Source organism: Pedobacter sp. ASV1-7 (assembly GCF_040203335.1).
GTDB lineage: Bacteria > Bacteroidota > Bacteroidia > Sphingobacteriales > Sphingobacteriaceae > Pedobacter.
On record NZ_JBEHBV010000002.1, the window covers coordinates 65,417 to 83,443 of the forward strand.

At 36.1% G+C, this 18,027-nt stretch carries 17 protein-coding genes; 8 read left to right on the forward strand and 9 right to left on the reverse strand.

Features of this window, described 5'->3' with window-relative positions; translation table 11 throughout:
* Window positions 1–38: 38 nt before the first annotated feature.
* The gene (locus ABDJ41_RS05445) at window positions 39–617 is read right to left on the reverse strand and encodes an RNA polymerase sigma-70 factor (protein WP_349784796.1); all 579 of its coding nucleotides are present in this window, start codon (window positions 615–617) and stop codon (window positions 39–41) included.
* A gap of 253 nt (window positions 618–870) precedes the next feature.
* Between ABDJ41_RS05445 and ABDJ41_RS05450 the strand changes: the two genes are divergently transcribed.
* A complete protein-coding gene (locus ABDJ41_RS05450; RefSeq protein ID WP_349784797.1) occupies window positions 871–1,077 on the forward strand; it encodes a hypothetical protein in 207 nt (68 codons plus the stop codon).
* Window positions 1,078–1,086: 9 nt separating this feature from the next.
* Here ABDJ41_RS05450 and ABDJ41_RS05455 read toward each other — a convergent pair whose 3' ends face one another.
* Complete coding sequence (locus ABDJ41_RS05455) at window positions 1,087–2,256, reverse strand: hypothetical protein (RefSeq protein WP_349784798.1); 1,170 nt, start codon at window positions 2,254–2,256, stop codon at window positions 1,087–1,089.
* Between the two features lie 272 nt (window positions 2,257–2,528).
* Between ABDJ41_RS05455 and ABDJ41_RS05460 the strand changes: the two genes are divergently transcribed.
* From ABDJ41_RS05460 to ABDJ41_RS05475, 4 genes are all read left to right on the forward strand, one after another.
* Window positions 2,529–2,702 carry a hypothetical protein gene (locus ABDJ41_RS05460; protein WP_349784799.1) on the forward strand — a complete coding sequence of 58 codons (174 nt, stop codon included), beginning with the start codon at window positions 2,529–2,531 and terminating at the stop codon, window positions 2,700–2,702.
* An 80-nt stretch (window positions 2,703–2,782) separates the two neighbouring features.
* The gene (locus tag ABDJ41_RS05465; protein WP_349784800.1) at window positions 2,783–3,205 is read left to right on the forward strand and encodes an N-acetyltransferase; all 423 of its coding nucleotides are present in this window, start codon (window positions 2,783–2,785) and stop codon (window positions 3,203–3,205) included.
* Between the two features lie 61 nt (window positions 3,206–3,266).
* Entirely contained in the window at window positions 3,267–3,794 is a 528-nt protein-coding gene (locus ABDJ41_RS05470; protein WP_349784801.1) for a Crp/Fnr family transcriptional regulator, read from the forward strand.
* Between the two features lie 30 nt (window positions 3,795–3,824).
* Entirely contained in the window at window positions 3,825–6,434 is a 2,610-nt protein-coding gene (locus ABDJ41_RS05475) for an ATP-binding protein (RefSeq protein WP_349784802.1), read from the forward strand.
* Here the strand turns inward: ABDJ41_RS05475 and ABDJ41_RS05480 are convergent.
* The 5 genes from ABDJ41_RS05480 to ABDJ41_RS05500 form a co-directional block, all read right to left on the reverse strand.
* Window positions 6,431–6,919, reverse strand: coding sequence for a hypothetical protein (locus tag ABDJ41_RS05480; RefSeq protein ID WP_349784803.1), 489 nt, complete (start codon window positions 6,917–6,919; stop codon window positions 6,431–6,433). The two genes, ABDJ41_RS05475 and ABDJ41_RS05480, sit on opposite strands and share 4 nt — an antisense overlap.
* 12 nt (window positions 6,920–6,931) lie before the next feature.
* Window positions 6,932–7,096, reverse strand: coding sequence for a hypothetical protein (locus ABDJ41_RS05485; protein ID WP_349784804.1), 165 nt, complete (start codon window positions 7,094–7,096; stop codon window positions 6,932–6,934).
* An 81-nt stretch (window positions 7,097–7,177) separates the two neighbouring features.
* The gene (gene map, locus ABDJ41_RS05490; protein ID WP_349784805.1) at window positions 7,178–7,981 is read right to left on the reverse strand and encodes a type I methionyl aminopeptidase; all 804 of its coding nucleotides are present in this window, start codon (window positions 7,979–7,981) and stop codon (window positions 7,178–7,180) included.
* A gap of 78 nt (window positions 7,982–8,059) precedes the next feature.
* Entirely contained in the window at window positions 8,060–9,166 is a 1,107-nt protein-coding gene (locus ABDJ41_RS05495) for an NADH:flavin oxidoreductase (RefSeq protein ID WP_349784806.1), read from the reverse strand.
* Between the two features lie 17 nt (window positions 9,167–9,183).
* On the reverse strand, window positions 9,184–9,483 hold the full coding sequence (locus tag ABDJ41_RS05500; protein ID WP_349784807.1) for an ArsR/SmtB family transcription factor: 300 nt from the start codon (window positions 9,481–9,483) through the stop codon (window positions 9,184–9,186).
* Window positions 9,484–9,767: 284 nt separating this feature from the next.
* Between ABDJ41_RS05500 and hepB the strand changes: the two genes are divergently transcribed.
* Window positions 9,768–12,077 (forward strand): heparin/heparin-sulfate lyase HepB, encoded by a 2,310-nt coding sequence (gene hepB, locus ABDJ41_RS05505; protein ID WP_349784808.1) that lies wholly within the window; start codon window positions 9,768–9,770, stop codon window positions 12,075–12,077.
* 81 nt (window positions 12,078–12,158) lie between these two features.
* On the opposite strand, the gene ABDJ41_RS05510 is transcribed toward hepB, so the two are convergent.
* Window positions 12,159–12,545: a DUF1801 domain-containing protein gene (locus tag ABDJ41_RS05510; protein ID WP_349784809.1), complete on the reverse strand. Its 387-nt coding sequence runs from the start codon at window positions 12,543–12,545 to the stop codon at window positions 12,159–12,161.
* 20 nt (window positions 12,546–12,565) lie between these two features.
* Complete coding sequence (locus ABDJ41_RS05515; protein ID WP_349784810.1) at window positions 12,566–13,558, reverse strand: 2-hydroxyacid dehydrogenase; 993 nt, start codon at window positions 13,556–13,558, stop codon at window positions 12,566–12,568.
* 269 nt (window positions 13,559–13,827) lie between these two features.
* On the opposite strand from ABDJ41_RS05515, the gene ABDJ41_RS05520 reads away from it, so the two are divergent.
* The gene (locus ABDJ41_RS05520; protein ID WP_349784811.1) at window positions 13,828–17,229 is read left to right on the forward strand and encodes a cytochrome c biogenesis protein; all 3,402 of its coding nucleotides are present in this window, start codon (window positions 13,828–13,830) and stop codon (window positions 17,227–17,229) included.
* Window positions 17,230–17,456: 227 nt separating this feature from the next.
* Window positions 17,457–18,014 (forward strand): NADPH-dependent FMN reductase, encoded by a 558-nt coding sequence (locus tag ABDJ41_RS05525; protein WP_349784812.1) that lies wholly within the window; start codon window positions 17,457–17,459, stop codon window positions 18,012–18,014.
* Window positions 18,015–18,027: the final 13 nt, after the last annotated feature.

The window sequence follows — 18,027 nt, forward strand, 5'->3', positions numbered from 1 at the left end:
AGAAATGACAATAAGTCCCAAATCAAAGTAATTTTATTTTAACGAGAAAAAAATGAAGACAGAATCAGTAATGAGAGAAGTTGAACTAATCTTAATCTTAACGCCTGAGATGCCGTATTCAATTGGTTTTGAACAGTTTTCCGAGAGATATTTAATCTTCCCGCAATTTCTGCCGTAGATAAATCATCGTTGTAATGCATTAAAAATATTTTCCTACGTTTTTCTGGAAGAGCATCAATCCATAATTTAATCATTAACAATATTTCTTTTTCAAGTATAGCATCATCTGTATTTACCGGTGAGGTAATGATGTGTTCAAAGGCTTCAAGAAATTCAGTAGCATTAGGGCTTCGTGCTGCCTGTTTAAAAACCTGGAATTTAACGGCAGTATGCAAATAGGCCGAGATATTATTTATGTTTACTTCTCCGCGTCTATCCCATAAAGAAGTAAATACAGATTGAACGATATCCTGACATTGTTCTTTATTTTTTACCCGCTTAAAGGCTGCATTATAAAGCCCTTGCCAATATTTTCTGTAAATATGAGTAAAAGCTTCCTGATTGCCAGATTTAAGACCTGCCAGTAATTCTACATCATATAAACACTCGTTCGTCATTTAGTTAAAGATAATTTTTTATCCAAATTAAGAAAATTAAAATAATACGGACAAACACATTATAGTTTTGTAGTCTTGGTCTCCAATATATTAATTCACTAAACTATAGATGCTGTTTAAATATATTATGATGATAATTAGCTATAATCTCCAATATATTATCATATAATAAAGATGTTGACTGATTAAATATCAGTTAATTGACAGAACTTTTTTAAGTCATAGCTGTTTTATTACTATCAAAAAAACAGTTATGGAAACGACAGCTTATATGATCGACGAATTAGTTCTGACATTCTACCAACAAGGTCCTCCAGAAGACCCTGAGGAAGATCAGAATGATGAAGAAGATGATTTCTTCCCTGAAAGAGACGATTTAGAGGATGACGATTATGATTTAAATCATGATGAGGATGATGACCGTAGTTTGAATATTGATGATGACGAAGAGTTAAATTGACAGCTTTGTCTATTCCAGTTCCCAGGTGTAAGGTATTGCATTTATATTTATTAATGCCTGTATATCTCCTTTACCTGTCCAGCCCTTAGATACAGCACCGAAGTTTACATAACTTCCTAAATAAACATTGCTTGCAACACCAGAATAGGTATTGTTGTAGATTCGTATTTTATCAGGAAATATACCAAAGTTAGTTTCCACTAATGCTTTCTTTTGTGCATTAGTTCCATTGTTTAGAATATTACCTTCTTCAGGAGTAAGTAAATAGTTAAACTGAGGGGCAGTGTAACCAGTATTGGAAAAGAAAAAGGTATAGACATTTGTGAAAGCACTTTTAAAGTTATTGTCTGTAAATGAATAATTTGTGCCAAAACTTTCATTACCAATAGTAGGAATCCCATCGTTATACAAGGGCATAGAGATGAATTTAACGGATGGAATATTCTGTGGATGGATAAACGTACAACCCTTCACAATAGCATAGTCGCACTTATCTCTAAACCTAACATAATCTCCAGGACTATCCTCAAAATGGCAATTAATAACCATAATGTGATTAGAGCCATAGGCATTATATATCATATGAGAACCCGCACTTAAACCAACACGTTTAAAAGTGCAGTTTTTAAAAGTAATATGGCTTGTTCCAACCTGAGTTGCTCCAGTAGCTCCATAAACAATACCCCTCATGTCCGACCAGGTACAATTCTCTACAGAAATATGACTAGTTTTTTTTCCAATATCAGTAGTAATATTTAATACATAATTTGTACTACCATTACCTTTAAAGTGCAAGTTCTTTACAGTTACATTCACTGAATTGATAATTTTCACTAGTTGAGATTTTTTTGTGTATCCAGTAGGAGCAATAAAAAGGGCACTATCTACCTCTCCTTCTAAAATTAGCTTGTTACTGGGATTTCCCATATTGCCAATTGTAAGTGATTTTTCAGTGTAAGCACGAGAGTAATTTCCTCCAATAAACTTAACCGTTACTGGTTGTGTTGCTAATAAAGTTTGAATGTCAGACCAAAAACCTGTGCTCAAAAAATCCGCGGCATTAACAGTAGATTGGCCACTTCCATTCCCAAGGGAGTTGGCCGAGACATATCTGATTGTTTGAGCATAACTACTTAAGGCTAAAAAAATGATCAAGGTAAAAAGTATTGATTTCTTCATATCATTTGTTGGTTCTAAAATACAATATAAAAAAATGTTTGGATGTAATTAGAACTACTATTTAAAAAGGGAAATACCATTTCTAAATATACTTATTTGAAAAGATTTTTTTTGTAGTAAAAGCTTTGAAATTTTGTAATACTTCTTGTATCAAATCCCGAAAATTACGGCTTGACATAACGACTTATTTTATTGTAAATGAATTGATTAAATGTTTTTATTGTATTGATTTTAATTATAATTTGATTAAATTGTATAAAAATGGCAAACCAATGAAAACCACGTCTGACTCTTTGAAAGCACACGATTACAAGAAAAAAATGCGACTCCTATCTCGCAAAAGTGCGGAGCTAAAAAGAAAATATGAGGAACTGAATGAGCAAATCAATAATACATTGAAAAAATGTAGTGAGTTACTCCACCCACAACAAAGTAAGAAGAATTAGCTTAATTTCATTACTTAACTTGTGTATAGTGTTGTCTAATCTTTAATGGATAGTTTTGCTGACAACAAATTAGAACAATTATGATAAGAGTTTTTGAAGAAACTGATTTGGACAAAATAGTTCAGATCTGGTTAGATGCGTCTATCATTGCCCATGATTTTATTCCGTCAACATACTGGAAAGAGAAAGCAGAGGATATGAAGAATTTATACTTACCCGCAAGTAAAACATTTGTTTACCAGAATGATACAGTTATTTTAGGTTTTATTTCTATGGTCGACAATTATATAGCTGCCATTTTTGTGAATCCTGAAAGCCAAGGTCAGGGTATTGGTAAACAATTAATAGAATATATAAAAAGGCAACATTCTCTAATTACCTTAGGTGTATATTCAAAAAATATAAGATCAATCGATTTTTATAAGAGACAGGGTTTCGTTATCACCGATGAAAAAATTGAAGAGAACACAGGAGAATTTGAAACCTTAATGGAATTACAATAGGTGTATGGAGGATTTACACCCAATTCAAATACCATTTAAAGAATTACTTTCAAAATAATCATTGGAGAAAATATACAATGTACTTTCTCCTGTGTATTTCAAGAAGGATACCTTATTGATTAAGGATTCAAAATTAGAAAAGAATGCATTTTTTATTCAGAAAGGTATAATAAGAGCATTTGTAAATGCTTCTGATAAAGAAATTACATTTTGGTTTCCAAAAGAAGGTGACATCATCAATTCAGCATATGGATATTATTATCAAAAGAAAGGATATGAAAATTATCATGTACTAGAAGATAGCGTACTTTTTAAAATCGATACTGCAGAAATAAAAAATCTGTATACAAAAGATTTAGAGATTTCCAATTGGGCCAGGGTGATCACGGAACGAGAAGCGATCAGATCAGAAGAGCGTCATCTGGATTATATTTTACTAAGTCCAGAAGATCGTTATTCAAAACTATTGGCAACTGAACCAGAGCTTTTCCAAAGAGTTCAGCTAAAAGAAATAGCCTCTTACATTGGAATCTCTCCTGTATCTCTTAGTCGAATCAGAGCAAGGATGATAAATTCCAGATGCAAATAATTTCGGCACAATAGTAGCTATGTGTTCCACATGCACAAACATCTATCCTTTTTGCAAGACAGTGGTGAGCTTGGCGAATTGATCCGTAATAAAGACTGGTCTGCAACCAGTCTGCAATCTCCTGATACCTGGCCTGAGAGCCTAAGGTCTGCTATTGCAATTGCATTGAGTTCCGGGTTTCCAATAGCTGTGTATTGGGGAGAAGATTTTACGCTACTATACAATGATGCCTGGAGTAATATACCCGGTCAAAAGCATCCATGGGCCCTGGGTAAGCCAGGTGCAATAGTTTGGCCTGAAATATGGAATGGTTTGAAGCAAGAATTTGAAAGTGTTCTGTCAAAGGGTGAATCTTACCGTAAGCCAGATGCACCTTTGTATATGCATCGATACGGTTATACTGAGGAATGCTATTTTGACTATACACTTTCACCGATTGTGGGTTCCGACGGAAAAGTAGGTGGTGTGTTTAATGCAGTAATTGAGACCTCCTACCGTGTAATTAATGAACGAAGGAACGATATTCGTAATGATTTTCTTGCTCAGGCATCTACTTCTAATAGTCTAACTGAGGCTTATGAAGTAGTTAATAAACTATTAGCCAATGCTAGTATGGATATCAGCTTCTTTGCGCTTTATAATTTAGATTTAAACAATAGGCTTGGTGGGCTGATATTGAGCGGAGGTCTGAGTGATGGCCAACTCGGAGATTTAGCCTTACTGCTTGAAGACAATAATATTAATGAAGTCACACATCTTAAAAATTTAGATACGAGTTTTGAAGAACCAATAAGGTGTCACTGGCCGGAACCAGTAGTGGAAGCACTTGCATTGAAAATTAACAGTGGTAATTCTGGTGTAAAGGGATATATTGTGCTTGGGGCTTCTTCTCGTAAACGAATTGATGAAGATTATCGTCAATTTCATAAAGCGATTGCTTCTAAAACAGGTACATTACTCAATAATGCATTTACTTCAGAGCTGAGTGTGGCCTACCAAAAAGAGCTTATGCTTAATGCAGAACTTTATAAAGCTCAACAACTGCTCAATCAAGAAATCACAGCAGCAAATGAAGAGCTTGCGGCTTCGAATGAAGAGCTTGCAGCTGCAAATGAGGAATTAGCTTCTATTAACGACGAACTAAATTTGACTCAGATTCAACTAAATGAAAGTTTGAAGTGGATGAGTGAAAGTAAACAGCGTTTCCAATTTTTGCTTAATGCTATACCCCAGCAAGTATGGACGGCAATGCCTGATGGTCAGCTAAATTATGTAAACCAGGTCGTATCCGTTGATTTCGGTTATCAAGGCGATGAGATTGTCGGAAAAGCCTGGCAAGATTTCATTCATCCTGATGACCTTCCAGCTACATTGATTGCCTGGAAACAAGCTCTTATCAGTGGAGAAGAATACCTAACAGAGTTTCGGCTTAAATTCGCTAATAATGAATATGTCTGGCACTTAGCAAGAGCTATACCACTAATTGAAAATAATAAAATTACACTATGGGTTGGAACCAACACTAATATTCACGCTCAAAAGCAGAATGAGCACCGTAAAGACGAATTTCTTTCGATTGCCAGTCACGAGCTGAAAACACCTTTAACAGGTATAAAGGCATTTACCCAATTGTTGCAACGGAGTACAGATGCAGAGCGTAACGCAACCTATCTTGAAAAATCAACTGAAAATATCCATAGGCTCGAAAAATTGATTAACGACCTTTTGGATGTAACTAAGATCAATGCTGGAAAGCTTAGTTATGATCTTCAGTCTTTTGATTTCTCTCAAATGCTTAAAGACAGCGTTTCAAGTATGCAATTAACTAGTGCTACTCACCAAATCATTCTTGAACAACCTAATCAGATAAATTTAACAGGAGATCGTTTGAGATTAGAACAAGTGATTAACAATTTCCTTAGTAATGCAATCAAATATTCGCCCAACGCAAATCAGGTCATAGTTAAAAGTTACACATCTGAAAACGGGCTAATTGTTTCTGTACAAGATTTTGGTATTGGTATTCATTCAGAGCATGTACAACGACTATTTGAGCGTTATTACCGGATTGATAATGATGGTATGCGCTTTGAAGGTCTTGGATTAGGGTTATTCATATCTTCAGAAATTCTTAAAAGACATATGGGAACTTTTTGGATTGAAAGCGAACCTGGTAAAGGTTCTACGTTCTTTTTCAGACTTCCTGTTACCGAGCCTATATTTGCAGAACCAATTGCCAATGAAGACGAGTTTTATGAAGATTCACATATTAGAATCATCAAGAATAATGAAGCTGACTGGCTGGAAGTTGACTGGAAAGGTTTCCAAACTGTAGAGGCTGTTAAAAATGGAGGTATGCGCATGCTTGCGATATTGAAGTCAAGCGGTTTGCATAAAGTATTGAATGACAACACTCATGTAACAGGAACCTGGTCGGAAGCTTCAGACTGGGCAGGACATGAATGGTTTCCAATGATGGAACAAGCAGGGTTAAGATATTTTGCATGGGTGTACTCACCAAGTGCCTTTAGTAGGTTGTCTGCAGAAAAGGCTGTAAATGTTAAGGTTGGAAATACTATTGTTCAGTTTTTTTCTGATACTGAATCTGCTAGAATCTGGCTAATGAATCTTTCAGACTAAATACGGATCGAATGCAAATGATGTTTATTGGAGGGAAACTTAAGGATCACTTCAATTTTTCGATTAAAGCGACTTTTAATCATGCTGTTAACCTGACCAATGATTCTGTTAAATTTATCAATGGCTTCCTGAAATAACTTCTTTTCTTCAAGTGTTTTTGGTGTGTGGAATACTGTTTCAAAGTAAATAGCATCAGCATCTCTATAAATCTGAATCTGTTCTTTAGCATAATGATCAATAAGATAGTGTGCAATTTGATTGATCAATTGATTACAATGATAGGTCTTGATACGATCTTTACTCATAGCATGTGGAACACTAAACTCCGAATAGTTGTTTAGTTTAAGTTCATCTTCATAAACTTCAGCATCTTCAAAATCAAGAATATATGAACTATTTTTACCATTAATATCCTTAATAAATGTAAAGATCTGATCTCCTTCTGGAGTGATATATATTACACTATTTGATCGCTCGAATTCCATAACATTAGATATTTAGTTTTGAACATGTTTATCATCATGCTTTTTAGGATCAATTTCCGACTTGGTAATTTCATCTTCCATTGTTTTCTGGTCCTTCCTATTCCTGCTAATCAAAAATACAATCAGCAATATGACCAGAACAATAACCAGTCCCTCAACTATGCTGTTTCTTTCCATTGACACTCTATTTAACTAATTTAAAACAAAGCTAATCTTGAATTGATTTAAATTCTTAATAAAATGACATAGGGAAATTATCTAATAATAGCTACTATTCAAATTGATGTTCTGCTTTTCTGCAATTTCAATTATTGTAAAATCCGACAGAATTAACGGAGCTCCTTTCTTGACACAAACATTATGTTCAAAATGAACAGCTGTTGACTTATCCTCGGAGACAACAGTCCACCCATCATCCAGAATATTAATTTTATGAGACCCCATAGTAATCATTGGTTCAATAGCAAGCACCATATTTTGAACCAGCTTTTTACCCTTACCTCGGAATCCATAATTTGGTATCTGAGGATCTTCATGCATTTCACGTCCTACTCCATGGCCTACAAAATCTCGCACCACTCCGTAGCCATGTTGCTTCGCTGTATAATTTTCTATGGCATAACCTATATCACCTGTTCTATTGCCAGTAACAGCTTTTTGAATGCCAATATATAATGATTCTTTAGTAATACGTACTAAATCCAAAATCTCTTTTGAGGTCTCACCAATGATAAAAGTATAAGCATGGTCACCATGAAAGCCATTTTTATAAATCACAGTATCAATAGTAACAATGTCTCCATCTTTCAAAATGCGCTTTCCGGGAAAACCATGTACTACTTCTTCATTTACAGAAATACATAAAGAATATGGAAATCCATGATATCCTTTACAAGAAGGTATTGCATTGTTGTCTCTGATAAATGCTTCGGCCATTTCATCCAGTGACAGTGTCGTAATACCAGGTTTTAACAGTTTTGCGACCTCAGTAATTGTAGCACTCACAAGCAAACAACTCTCTCTTTGTAATTCTACCTCTTCATCTGTTTTATATAAATCCATTACATTTTTTTTGCAAAAATACGAAAAAGGTGCTCATAACCATATGAGCACCTTTTTCTTGTTTTAATAAATATTTTTTTAATCTAAAACCAGCTGGCTAAGTGCAGCTTTAGTAAAGCCTTTTAAGGCTCCTGTTTGTCCTTCTCTGATTTTCTTTACCCAGTTTGGGTCTGCTAGTAATGGTCTTCCAACGGCTACCAGGTCAAAATCTCCCCTATCCATACGGCGCATTAACTCTTCTAATGAACTAGGTTCAGAACTTTCTCCGGCAAAAGCAGCCAGGAATTCACCATTTAATCCTACAGAACCTACAGTAATTGTTGCTTTTCCAGTTATTTTTTTTGCCCATCCAGCGAAGTTTAAGTCAGAACCTTCAAATTCGGGTTCCCAGAAACGACGTTGCGAACAATGGAAAATATCTACTCCGGCATCAGCCATTGGAGTTAACCAGGCTTCCAGTTCCTCTGGCGTTTTTGCAAGTTGATTGGTGTAATTCGCAGGCTTCCATTGCGATAAACGAAGAATGATTGCAAAATCTTCTCCTACTTGTCTGCGTACTTCTTTGATTACTTCAATCGCAAACCGACTGCGTTCAACCAAGGTTTTGCCACCATAAGCATCTGTGCGCAGATTTGTGCCTTCCCAGAAAAACTGATCAATTAAATAACCATGAGCACCATGAATTTCAACAGTATCAAACCCCAGACGTTTGGCATCAGCTGCTGCACGACCATAGGCTAATATTGCTTCGGTAATATCATTCTCAGACATTGTATTGCCATTATTTGACCCAGGTCTGTTCAAACCTGATGGACCTTCGAAAGGCTCAGAAGGAAGCCAGCCAGAATGATGGTTATCCATAATCCCCATATGCCAAATCTGAGGCCCCATTTTTCCTCCTGCTGAATGGACACTTTTAATTACATTTTCCCAGCCTAAAAGCGCTTCAGTACCATAAAAATGAGGAACATGAGCATCATTTGATGAAGCAATCCGATCGATCACTGTTCCTTCAGAAAGAATCAGGCCAACTTCACCTTCAGCTCTTTTCTGATAATATTTGGCTACATCAGCAGTTGGTATTCCATTTGGAGAAAATGACCTTGTCATTGGGGCCATTACAATCCTGTTTTTTATATTTAATGATTTCAGACTAAAGGGTCTGAATAAATTGGCAGTATTCATATATTATTTATTATTGTTTAAATATCAGATTGGATCATTTTACTCAATTCCTCAAAGGCTGCTTCATTACGTTTATAATAGGTCCATTGTCCTACCCTTGTGGATTCGACCAGACCTGCACGTTGAAGAATAGATAAGTATTCAGAAACTGTAGATTGGGTTAAGCCCGCTTTTTTTTGAATCTCTCCTACACACACGCCAACTTCAAAACCTGCATGAATTTGTTCTGGAAAACTTGCTTCAGGATCTTTTAACCAGGAAAGAATATCTAACCTCGTCTTATTGGAAAGTGCTTTAAATATATCTAGCTGTTTCATAGCACAAAGATATATCGACTTTTTCCGATATTCCAATTAATTGAGAATTGATGACAGCAAAATGATAATATCGAATCTTCCCGATATATCATTTAAGACAAAACGCAAGAACTTTAGCTTAAGCAGAACCATAAATTGGTCTTATAGGAGTTTAGAAAATCAATAAATTCATTTCAATTATGTTGAAAAGCGCAGATAAGCCATATTGATAAGCTATAATCTTTTTACCTTGAGTTTTATCAAGGTCGGATAATAATAAGCGGCCAAGCTATTAAACCAATTATATGAAAAAGCTTTACCTGTATGTTTTTGTTGTACAACTTTTTGTTTTTATAACAAAAGGCTATTCTCAGATCAAGACTGATGTGATCTGGAAAGAAGTGGATGGTGTGTCTATGCCTGTACCTCCTAAAGTTCATCCACGATTATACGTTCGTGAACAACATGTTCCTGATTTAAAAAATAGAAGGAATGATCCAGATTTGAAAAAGGTCTGGAACGACATGATTAAAATGCAGGAAGACTGGAAGCCTGAAGAAATTCCAGAAGTCAAGGACTTTCGTTTTTACTTCAATCAGAAAGGACTTACTGTAAGAGTAGAATTACAAGCTTTGGAATATCTGATGACCAAAAATCCTAAAGTAGGACGAGCAGCTATTACTTCTATTATAGACACGCTGGAAACAGCTACTTTTAAGAAGGCCGGTGATATTTCCAGAGGCATTGGTCTGTTTATGGTAACCGGAGCCATTGTGTACGATTGGTGTTACGACCAATTAAAACCTGAAGAGAAAACACGTTTTGTAAAAGCATTTGTGAGATTAGCTAAGATGCTGGAATGTGGTTATCCACCAGTAAAAGATAATTCTATTGTAGGACACGCTTCAGAGTGGATGATTATGAGAGACCTGCTTTCTGTTGGTATTGCAATTTATGATGAGTTTCCTGAAATGTATAACCTTGCTGCAGGTCGATTTTTTAAAGAACATCTAGTTGCCCGCAACTGGTTTTATCCTTCACAGAATTATCATCAGGGAATGTCATACCTAAATGTTAGGTTTTCTAATGATCTTTTTGCACTGTGGATATTAGACCGCATGGGGGCAGGTAATGTATTTCATCCCGGACAACAATTCGTTCTTTATGATATGATCTATAAGCGCCGTCCAGATGGTCAGATTATGCCAAGTGGCGATGTGGATTACACTAGAAAAAGACCTAAGTACTATTCATTGCCTACATTTCTTGCGGGTAGTTATTATAAAGATGAATATCTTAATTATGAATTCCTTAAAGATCCCAGAGTAGAACCGCATTGCAAGCTATTCGAATTTTTATGGCGTGATACCAAATTAGGTAGCAAAAAGCCTGATGACTTACCCTTGTCAAGATATTCCGGATCTCCTTTCGGATGGATGGTTGCTCGTACTGGATGGGGGCCGGAAAGCGTAATTGCGGAAATGAAGATCAATGAATATACATTCCTTAATCATCAGCACCATGATGCCGGCTCGTTTCAAATTTATTACAAAGGTCCTTTGGCAATTGATGCAGGATCGTATACTGGTTCTTCCGGAGGTTATAACAGTCCTCACAATAAAAACTTCTTTAAGCGGACTATCGCTCACAACAGCTTGTTGATTTACGATCCGAAAGAGGTATTTAGCATTCATGGATATGGTGGATCAGATAAAACAGACTTTGCAGCCAATGATGGTGGTCAACGTTTGCCTGGTAAAGGCTGGACTGCACCAAGAGAGCTTAAAGAAATGCTTGCGGGTGATTTTAAAACAGGAAAAATTCTTGCTCAGGGATTTGGACCAAATAACCAGACACCTGACTACACTTATCTGAAAGGTGATATTACCGAAGCTTATTCGGCAAAGGTAAAAGAAGTAAAACGTTCATTCATGTTCCTGAATCTTAAAGACAACAAGGTTCCTGCGGCAATGATTGTTTTTGATAAAGTGGTATCATCTAACCCTGATTTTAAGAAGTTTTGGTTGTTGCACAGTATCGAAGAACCAGAAATAAAAGGCAATCAGATTACTATAAAACGTACAAAAAATGGCGATAGTGGTATGTTAGTTAATACATCATTGTTACCAGATATTTCTAATTCAGATATTAAGCCTGTTGGTGGTAAGGATAAAGAGTTTTGGGTATTTGGCACCAATTACAAAAACGACCCTAAGCCAGGTACTGATGAAGCTTTGGAACGTGGTGCATGGCGCGTGGAGATTACACCAAAAAAGGCAGCAGCTGAAGATTATTACCTGAATGTAATGCAAGTTGCAGACAACACGCAACAAAAATTACATGATGTTAAACGCATAGACGGTGATAAGATAGTTGGTGTACAGATTGCAGATAGAATAACTACTTTCAGCAAAACTTCTGAAACTATTAACGGTTTATTTAACTTCTCTGTTGTTGGCAAAGGAACATTTAAATTTGTGATTACTGACCTTTTACCAGGTACCTGGAAGGTATTGAAAGATGGTAAGGTATTACACCCTGCTCTTACAGTAAAAAGTGAAGATGGTGCCCTTTACTTCGAAGGAACTGAAGGTTCATACCGTTTCCAGAAATAAGCAATAAAACAATCCTTCTATAATACATTGACAAACCCCTCTTGAATATAATTCAGAGGGGTTTATTATATGGAGGCATTTTTACTCAATACGAATTAATACACCCTTTCTCTTCACCACATTTTTATAATCCCATTGTATAACTTTAGATTTATCAATCCAACGAGCAAGATCTTCTAAATCAATCTGTTCAGGAGCTGTATAAGTAATAGATGCATCTTTAAATTTACCAGTGTTTATCTTTAGTTCTGCTTCTTCAAAATCAGCACCACTCCAAAACATCAAACGAATACCAGATTTGAGTTTGCTATAACCCACAATTGGATTTCCTTTTATAAACCAAACAGGATGCGCATGCCAGATTTTATTTTCGGTTTCAGGGAGATTGCGATTGATTTCTGTAGATAATATGTTACAGATTTCTCTGTCTGCTGCCGACTGGGAATCATTATAAGTCTCTATATCCATGTTTATTAAAATTATTCATTTTAAGCATTAATTTCAATACGGTTCAGGAGTGCTAAGCCATCGTTAAAAGCATCTATGTTATTAAAGGTCACATTTGCAATTTCTGTCATTGCTTCATGGGTTAAAAAGCCCTGATGACCGGTGATCAGCACATTTGGGAAAGAGATCAATTGACTAAGTTGTTCGTCCTGAATAATTGATTCAGAAAAATCCTGAAAAAAGAAATCAGATTCCTGTTCGTAAACATCAAGACCAAGAGCGCCAATCAGACCTGTCTTTAATGCTGCGATAATGGCTGATGTGTCGATTAACCCTCCTCTACCTGTATTGATAAGCATAGCACCAGGCTTAATATAGCTAAGGCGTTCTGCATTAATTAAATGTTGAGTATCAGCAGTAAGCGGACAGTGCAATGAAATGATATCAGCATCTTTCAAAGTTTCTTTAAGAGTTCCGTATTTAACTCCTGAGTTTTGAAGTTCCTTATTAGGGAAAGGATCATAAGCTTTGATATGACATCCGAATCCATTCAAAATTCTACAAAAGGCTTGTCCAATATGACCTGTGCCTATCACAGCAACCTTCCTTTGATTAAGATTGATCCCCATGAGTCTTTCTAATGAAAAATTACCTTCTCTCACTCGGTTATAGGCTTTATGGGTTTTACGATTAAGTGTTAAAATCAGAGCCATGGCATGTTCAGCAACAGCCTCCGGAGAGTATGCCGGCACCCGCATAACCGGAATCCCCAGTTGAGTAGCATGTCTGACATCAACATTATTAAAGCCTGCACAACGTAACACTACTACCTTAAGACCAGATTCTTTTAATTTATCTAATATTTTCTGGTTTAATACATCATTGACAAAAATGCAGATAGCCTCAAATCCCTCAGCCAGGGTCATTGTTTCTTCGGAAAGAGATACTTTAAAAAATTTGATTTCATGACCTGTATTGTGCTTACTTAAAAAAGCTTCATCATAATTACTTGTACTAAAAACTGCAACTTTCATATCTATTTAAGGATCTATTTTTATAAAGGATCTTTTTTTCTTATCCAAATTAATATAACGAATATAGGATAAATAACCCCCAACTGTAACAGAAACAGTGCAACTAGCCATTTTATTCTGTAAAAATCAGCGTGTATCGTCTTTTTTTTGCCATAAAATTATTATGACTAAGTTTTGTGATTCTGTCGGGGCATCTTTGCGGATATTGATAAGGAACAACTCCTTATGCCGGTTAAAAACTGGTACAAAAGAAAAAGAACAAAACACGAATGATTACAAGGTTAGGCAAAATTCTCTTTTCCACCCGAACTATGGGTGCTATGTTATTGTTATACGCTTTCTCTATGGCTATGGCCACATTTATTGAAAATGACTATGGAACGGCGGTGGCCAAAGCATTGATATACAATTGCTGGTGGTTTGAATTAATAATGGTTATTCTGGTGCTCAACTTTATTGGTAATATCAGTAGGTACCAGCTTACGCAACGTAAAAAATGGCCATTATTGGTATTTCATCTTGCTTTTGTAATCATTTTTATTGGTGGATACATTACCAGATATGTGAGTTTTGAAGGCTCTATGCACATCAGAGAAGGTGAATCTTCAGATGCAATCATTTCTGATGCAACCTTTTTCAAAATGCAGATAGGAAAAGATGAACAGGCTTTGGCTTATGATGATCAACAGGCAATTTTAATCTCGAACCGTATTCCAAGCTATTTAAAGCCTTTCAAAAAGACTTTTAAAGCTGAATATGATTACCATGGACAACGTGTTAAGGTAAAAGTAATTGACTTTTATGCAAGAGCACAAGACTCTTTGGTTCATAATCCTGCTGGAAAACCGACTTTACATTTAGTAGTTTCAGAGGCAGGACAACGCGTAAACAAATATGTTCCTGCTGGAACAGTACAGCTCATCGCAAATATGTTGGTGAGTTATAATAAAGAAACACCTGGTGCCATTAATATATCAGATGTAAATGGCGCTTTACAAATCGCATCACCTTTTGCCGGTGACTATATGATTATGGCCACTCAGGAAAAAAAGCCTGTCGTTGAAAATAGTCCGGCACAACCTTTTAATTTAAGAAGTCTGTATACTTTCGGGAGATTGGCATTCGTGATTCCAGAAGCACCTGTTACTGGCGATATCATTTATTTTGAAGGTGATAAAACAAAAAACGAACATGATCCAGATCTGGTTAAAGTGGAAGTAACCACTCCTAATAGCTTAGATACAGTTTCTTTCTATGGCGGAAAAGGAATCACTAATTTCCAGCATCAAAGTGAAATTGGAGGAATATTAATATCTATGGCTTATGGTTCTAAAATCTATAGAACTCCATTTTCAGTTAAATTAGTAGACTTTAAAATGGAAAAATACCCTGGTAGTAGTAGTCCCTCCTCTTACTCTTCGGATGTGTTAATTCAGGAAGGTGGACAAGACACACCTTACAAAATTTATATGAACAACGTATTGGATAAGGCCGGATATCGCTTATTCCAGGCCAGTTTTGATGATGATGAACAAGGAACAGTACTTTCTGTAAATCATGATGAACTTGGAACAAATGTTACTTATATCGGCTATACTTTATTGTTTCTTGGTATGTTCGTTACTTTATTCTGGAAAGGAACACATTTTTCAAAACTAAATGAGCAATTAAAAAGCATCTCTAAATCAGCGAAGTCAAAATCACTTTTACTCTTGTTTCTGTTCCTTCCTGCAGGTGCCGCATTTAGTCAGAAGATTGATATGCATGGTAAAAATGGATCATCCGATATTCCGGGGCTTGTAAAGCCACAAGCACAAATGCCTGCTGATGACGGTCATGATCATTCAGCACACGATGGGCATAACCATGCCCCTGGGGAAGGACACGATCATTCAGAACACGATGGACATAATCATGCTCCTGGAGAAGTACATGATCATTCCACACATGATGGTCATAATCATGTGCAACCGAGTAAAGCAGAGTTAGCGATGATGTTGTCTGCTAAAACAGTAGAACCCGTACAGTTTGCTGCTTCCATAAAAATTGATTTGGAACATGCAGATAAATTCGGCCATTTACCAGTTCAGAATATAGATGGAAGAGTTGAACCGATCAATACAATGGCCTTAGAGATTTTAAGGAAATTACACCGTAAAGACCGTTTTCATAGCTTAAATGCTAATCAATTCTTCCTTTCTGTTTCTACCACACCTTTTATATGGATGAATGTTCCAATTATTAAAATTGGTGCTAAAGGTGGGGCAGGCTTATTAAAAGTAGTCAAAGCGAATGAAGGTGGTTATACCTCCATGATTAACCTATTAAAGATAGGTGAAGATGGAGCCCTTCAGTTTATATTAAAAGATGATTATTCAAAAGCTTTTGCCAGAAAACCAGCGGAGCAAAATAACTATGATAAAGAGATTATTGAATTGAATGATAAGCTTCAGGCTATGCAGGCATTGATCAACGGACAGTATTTGCGAATCTTCCCTATTGCAGGTGATGAAAATAATACCTGGGTTGCTATGCCTTCAGCAGTGCGTGATTCTCCCCTTTCAGGTGAATTAAATCCTATTGACCGATATGCTAAAAACATTAAAGACGCACAACAGACAGGAGATTGGTCCGCTGCAAATGCTACATTAGATCAGTTCAAAGCCATTCAATTGAAATTTGGTAAGGACGTAATGCCTTCAGATACTAAAGTGTTTTGGGAGATAAGTTATAATTCATGGAATATTTTCCTTAACCTGATGATTACCTATGCCCTTTTGGGTGCAGTAATACTTGGGTTAGCATTTTTTAAGTTATTTAAGGATTCTAAAACGCTTGATAAAGTTGTAACCTTTGTATTGATCTTAATCAGTATTGCTGCATTCCTTCAAGGATTTGGATTGGCAACTAGATGGTATATTTCTGGTCATGAGCCATGGAGTAATGGTTACGAAGCGGTATTGTTTATCAGCTGGATTGGGGTACTTTCGGGACTTGGAATGTATAGAAACAGTAATGCTTTTATCCCTGCTGCAGGTTGTTTAATTGCCGTAATTCTAATGGGATTTGCACATGGTGGATCGCAGATGAACCCGCAGATTACACCGTTGGTTCCAGTACTTAAATCTTATTGGTTGATGATTCACGTAGCGATTATCACTTCTAGTTATGGTTTCTTTGGCTTAAGTGCCTTGATCGGTACGGTAGTTTTAGTTTTATACATTATTGACAACAATAAGATCAGCGCCAAGGTAAAATCCTCAATTACAGAATTAACGATTGTAAACGAAATGTCGTTAACAGTTGGTTTATTCTTGCTAACCGTAGGTACATTCTTAGGTGGTATCTGGGCTAACGAAAGTTGGGGGCGTTACTGGAGCTGGGATCCTAAGGAAACCTGGGCATTTATCTCTGTGATCATTTATGCGTTTGTTTTACATGTTCGTCTGATCCCTGGTTTAAGAACTAAATACCTGTTTAACTTATTGTCGTTGTTGAGTTTCTCAACGATTATTATGACATATTTCGGGGTGAATTATTACTTAACAGGATTACATTCTTATGCGCAAGGTGATCCTGTTCCGATCCCATCATGGGTTTATGTAACTGTTGGATGCATTTTTGTCTTGGCATTTATCTCCTACCGAAGATTTAAACTTCGGAATAAGTAATTATAAAAAGGAATATTTAAGGCTGACCGAATGGTTGGCCTTTTTTATTCCATTATACATAAATCAATTATCAAATTAGGCAGTCGATGTGCTGGTAGAATCTCTCATTTCTCTTGCTGCTTTTATCGCTTCATTTTCTAATGATACAACTAAGTAAACAAAAAATCTCTTGTAACAATCAAAAAATAATTAACTTCAATTGTACAGTATTAAATAAAAACAAGACAATGGAAAAGCACAAAATAGCAGTTATTGTAGGGAGCCTTCGTAAAGAATCATTCAATCTGAAAACTGCAAAAGCATTAATTGCTCTTGCACCCGAATCTCTATCTCTGCAAATAGTCAGTATCGCAAATCTTCCCATGTTTAATGAAGACCTGGAAGCTACGCCACCAAATGAATGGGTAGTATTTCGAGAACAAATTATTGCTGCAGATGGAGTTCTTTTTGTCACACCTGAATATAACCGTTCTGTCCCGGCTGTTTTGAAAAATGCTATTGATGTAGGCTCTCGTCCTTATGGACAAAATTCCTGGGATGAGAAACCTGGAGCTATAGTGAGTGTTTCTATTGGAAACATCTGTGGTTTTGGGGCTAATCATCACTTACGCCAATCCTTGGTTTTTGTTAATGTACCTACAATGGCCCAGCCAGAAGCATACATTGGTGGAGCTGCAGCTTTATTTGATGATAATGGAACGCTTATTAATGAATCCCGAAGAGAATCTTTGAAAAGTTTCATGTTAGCCTATGAAAAATGGATTAAAGCCAATTTAAAAAAATAGAAATGCTACTTTT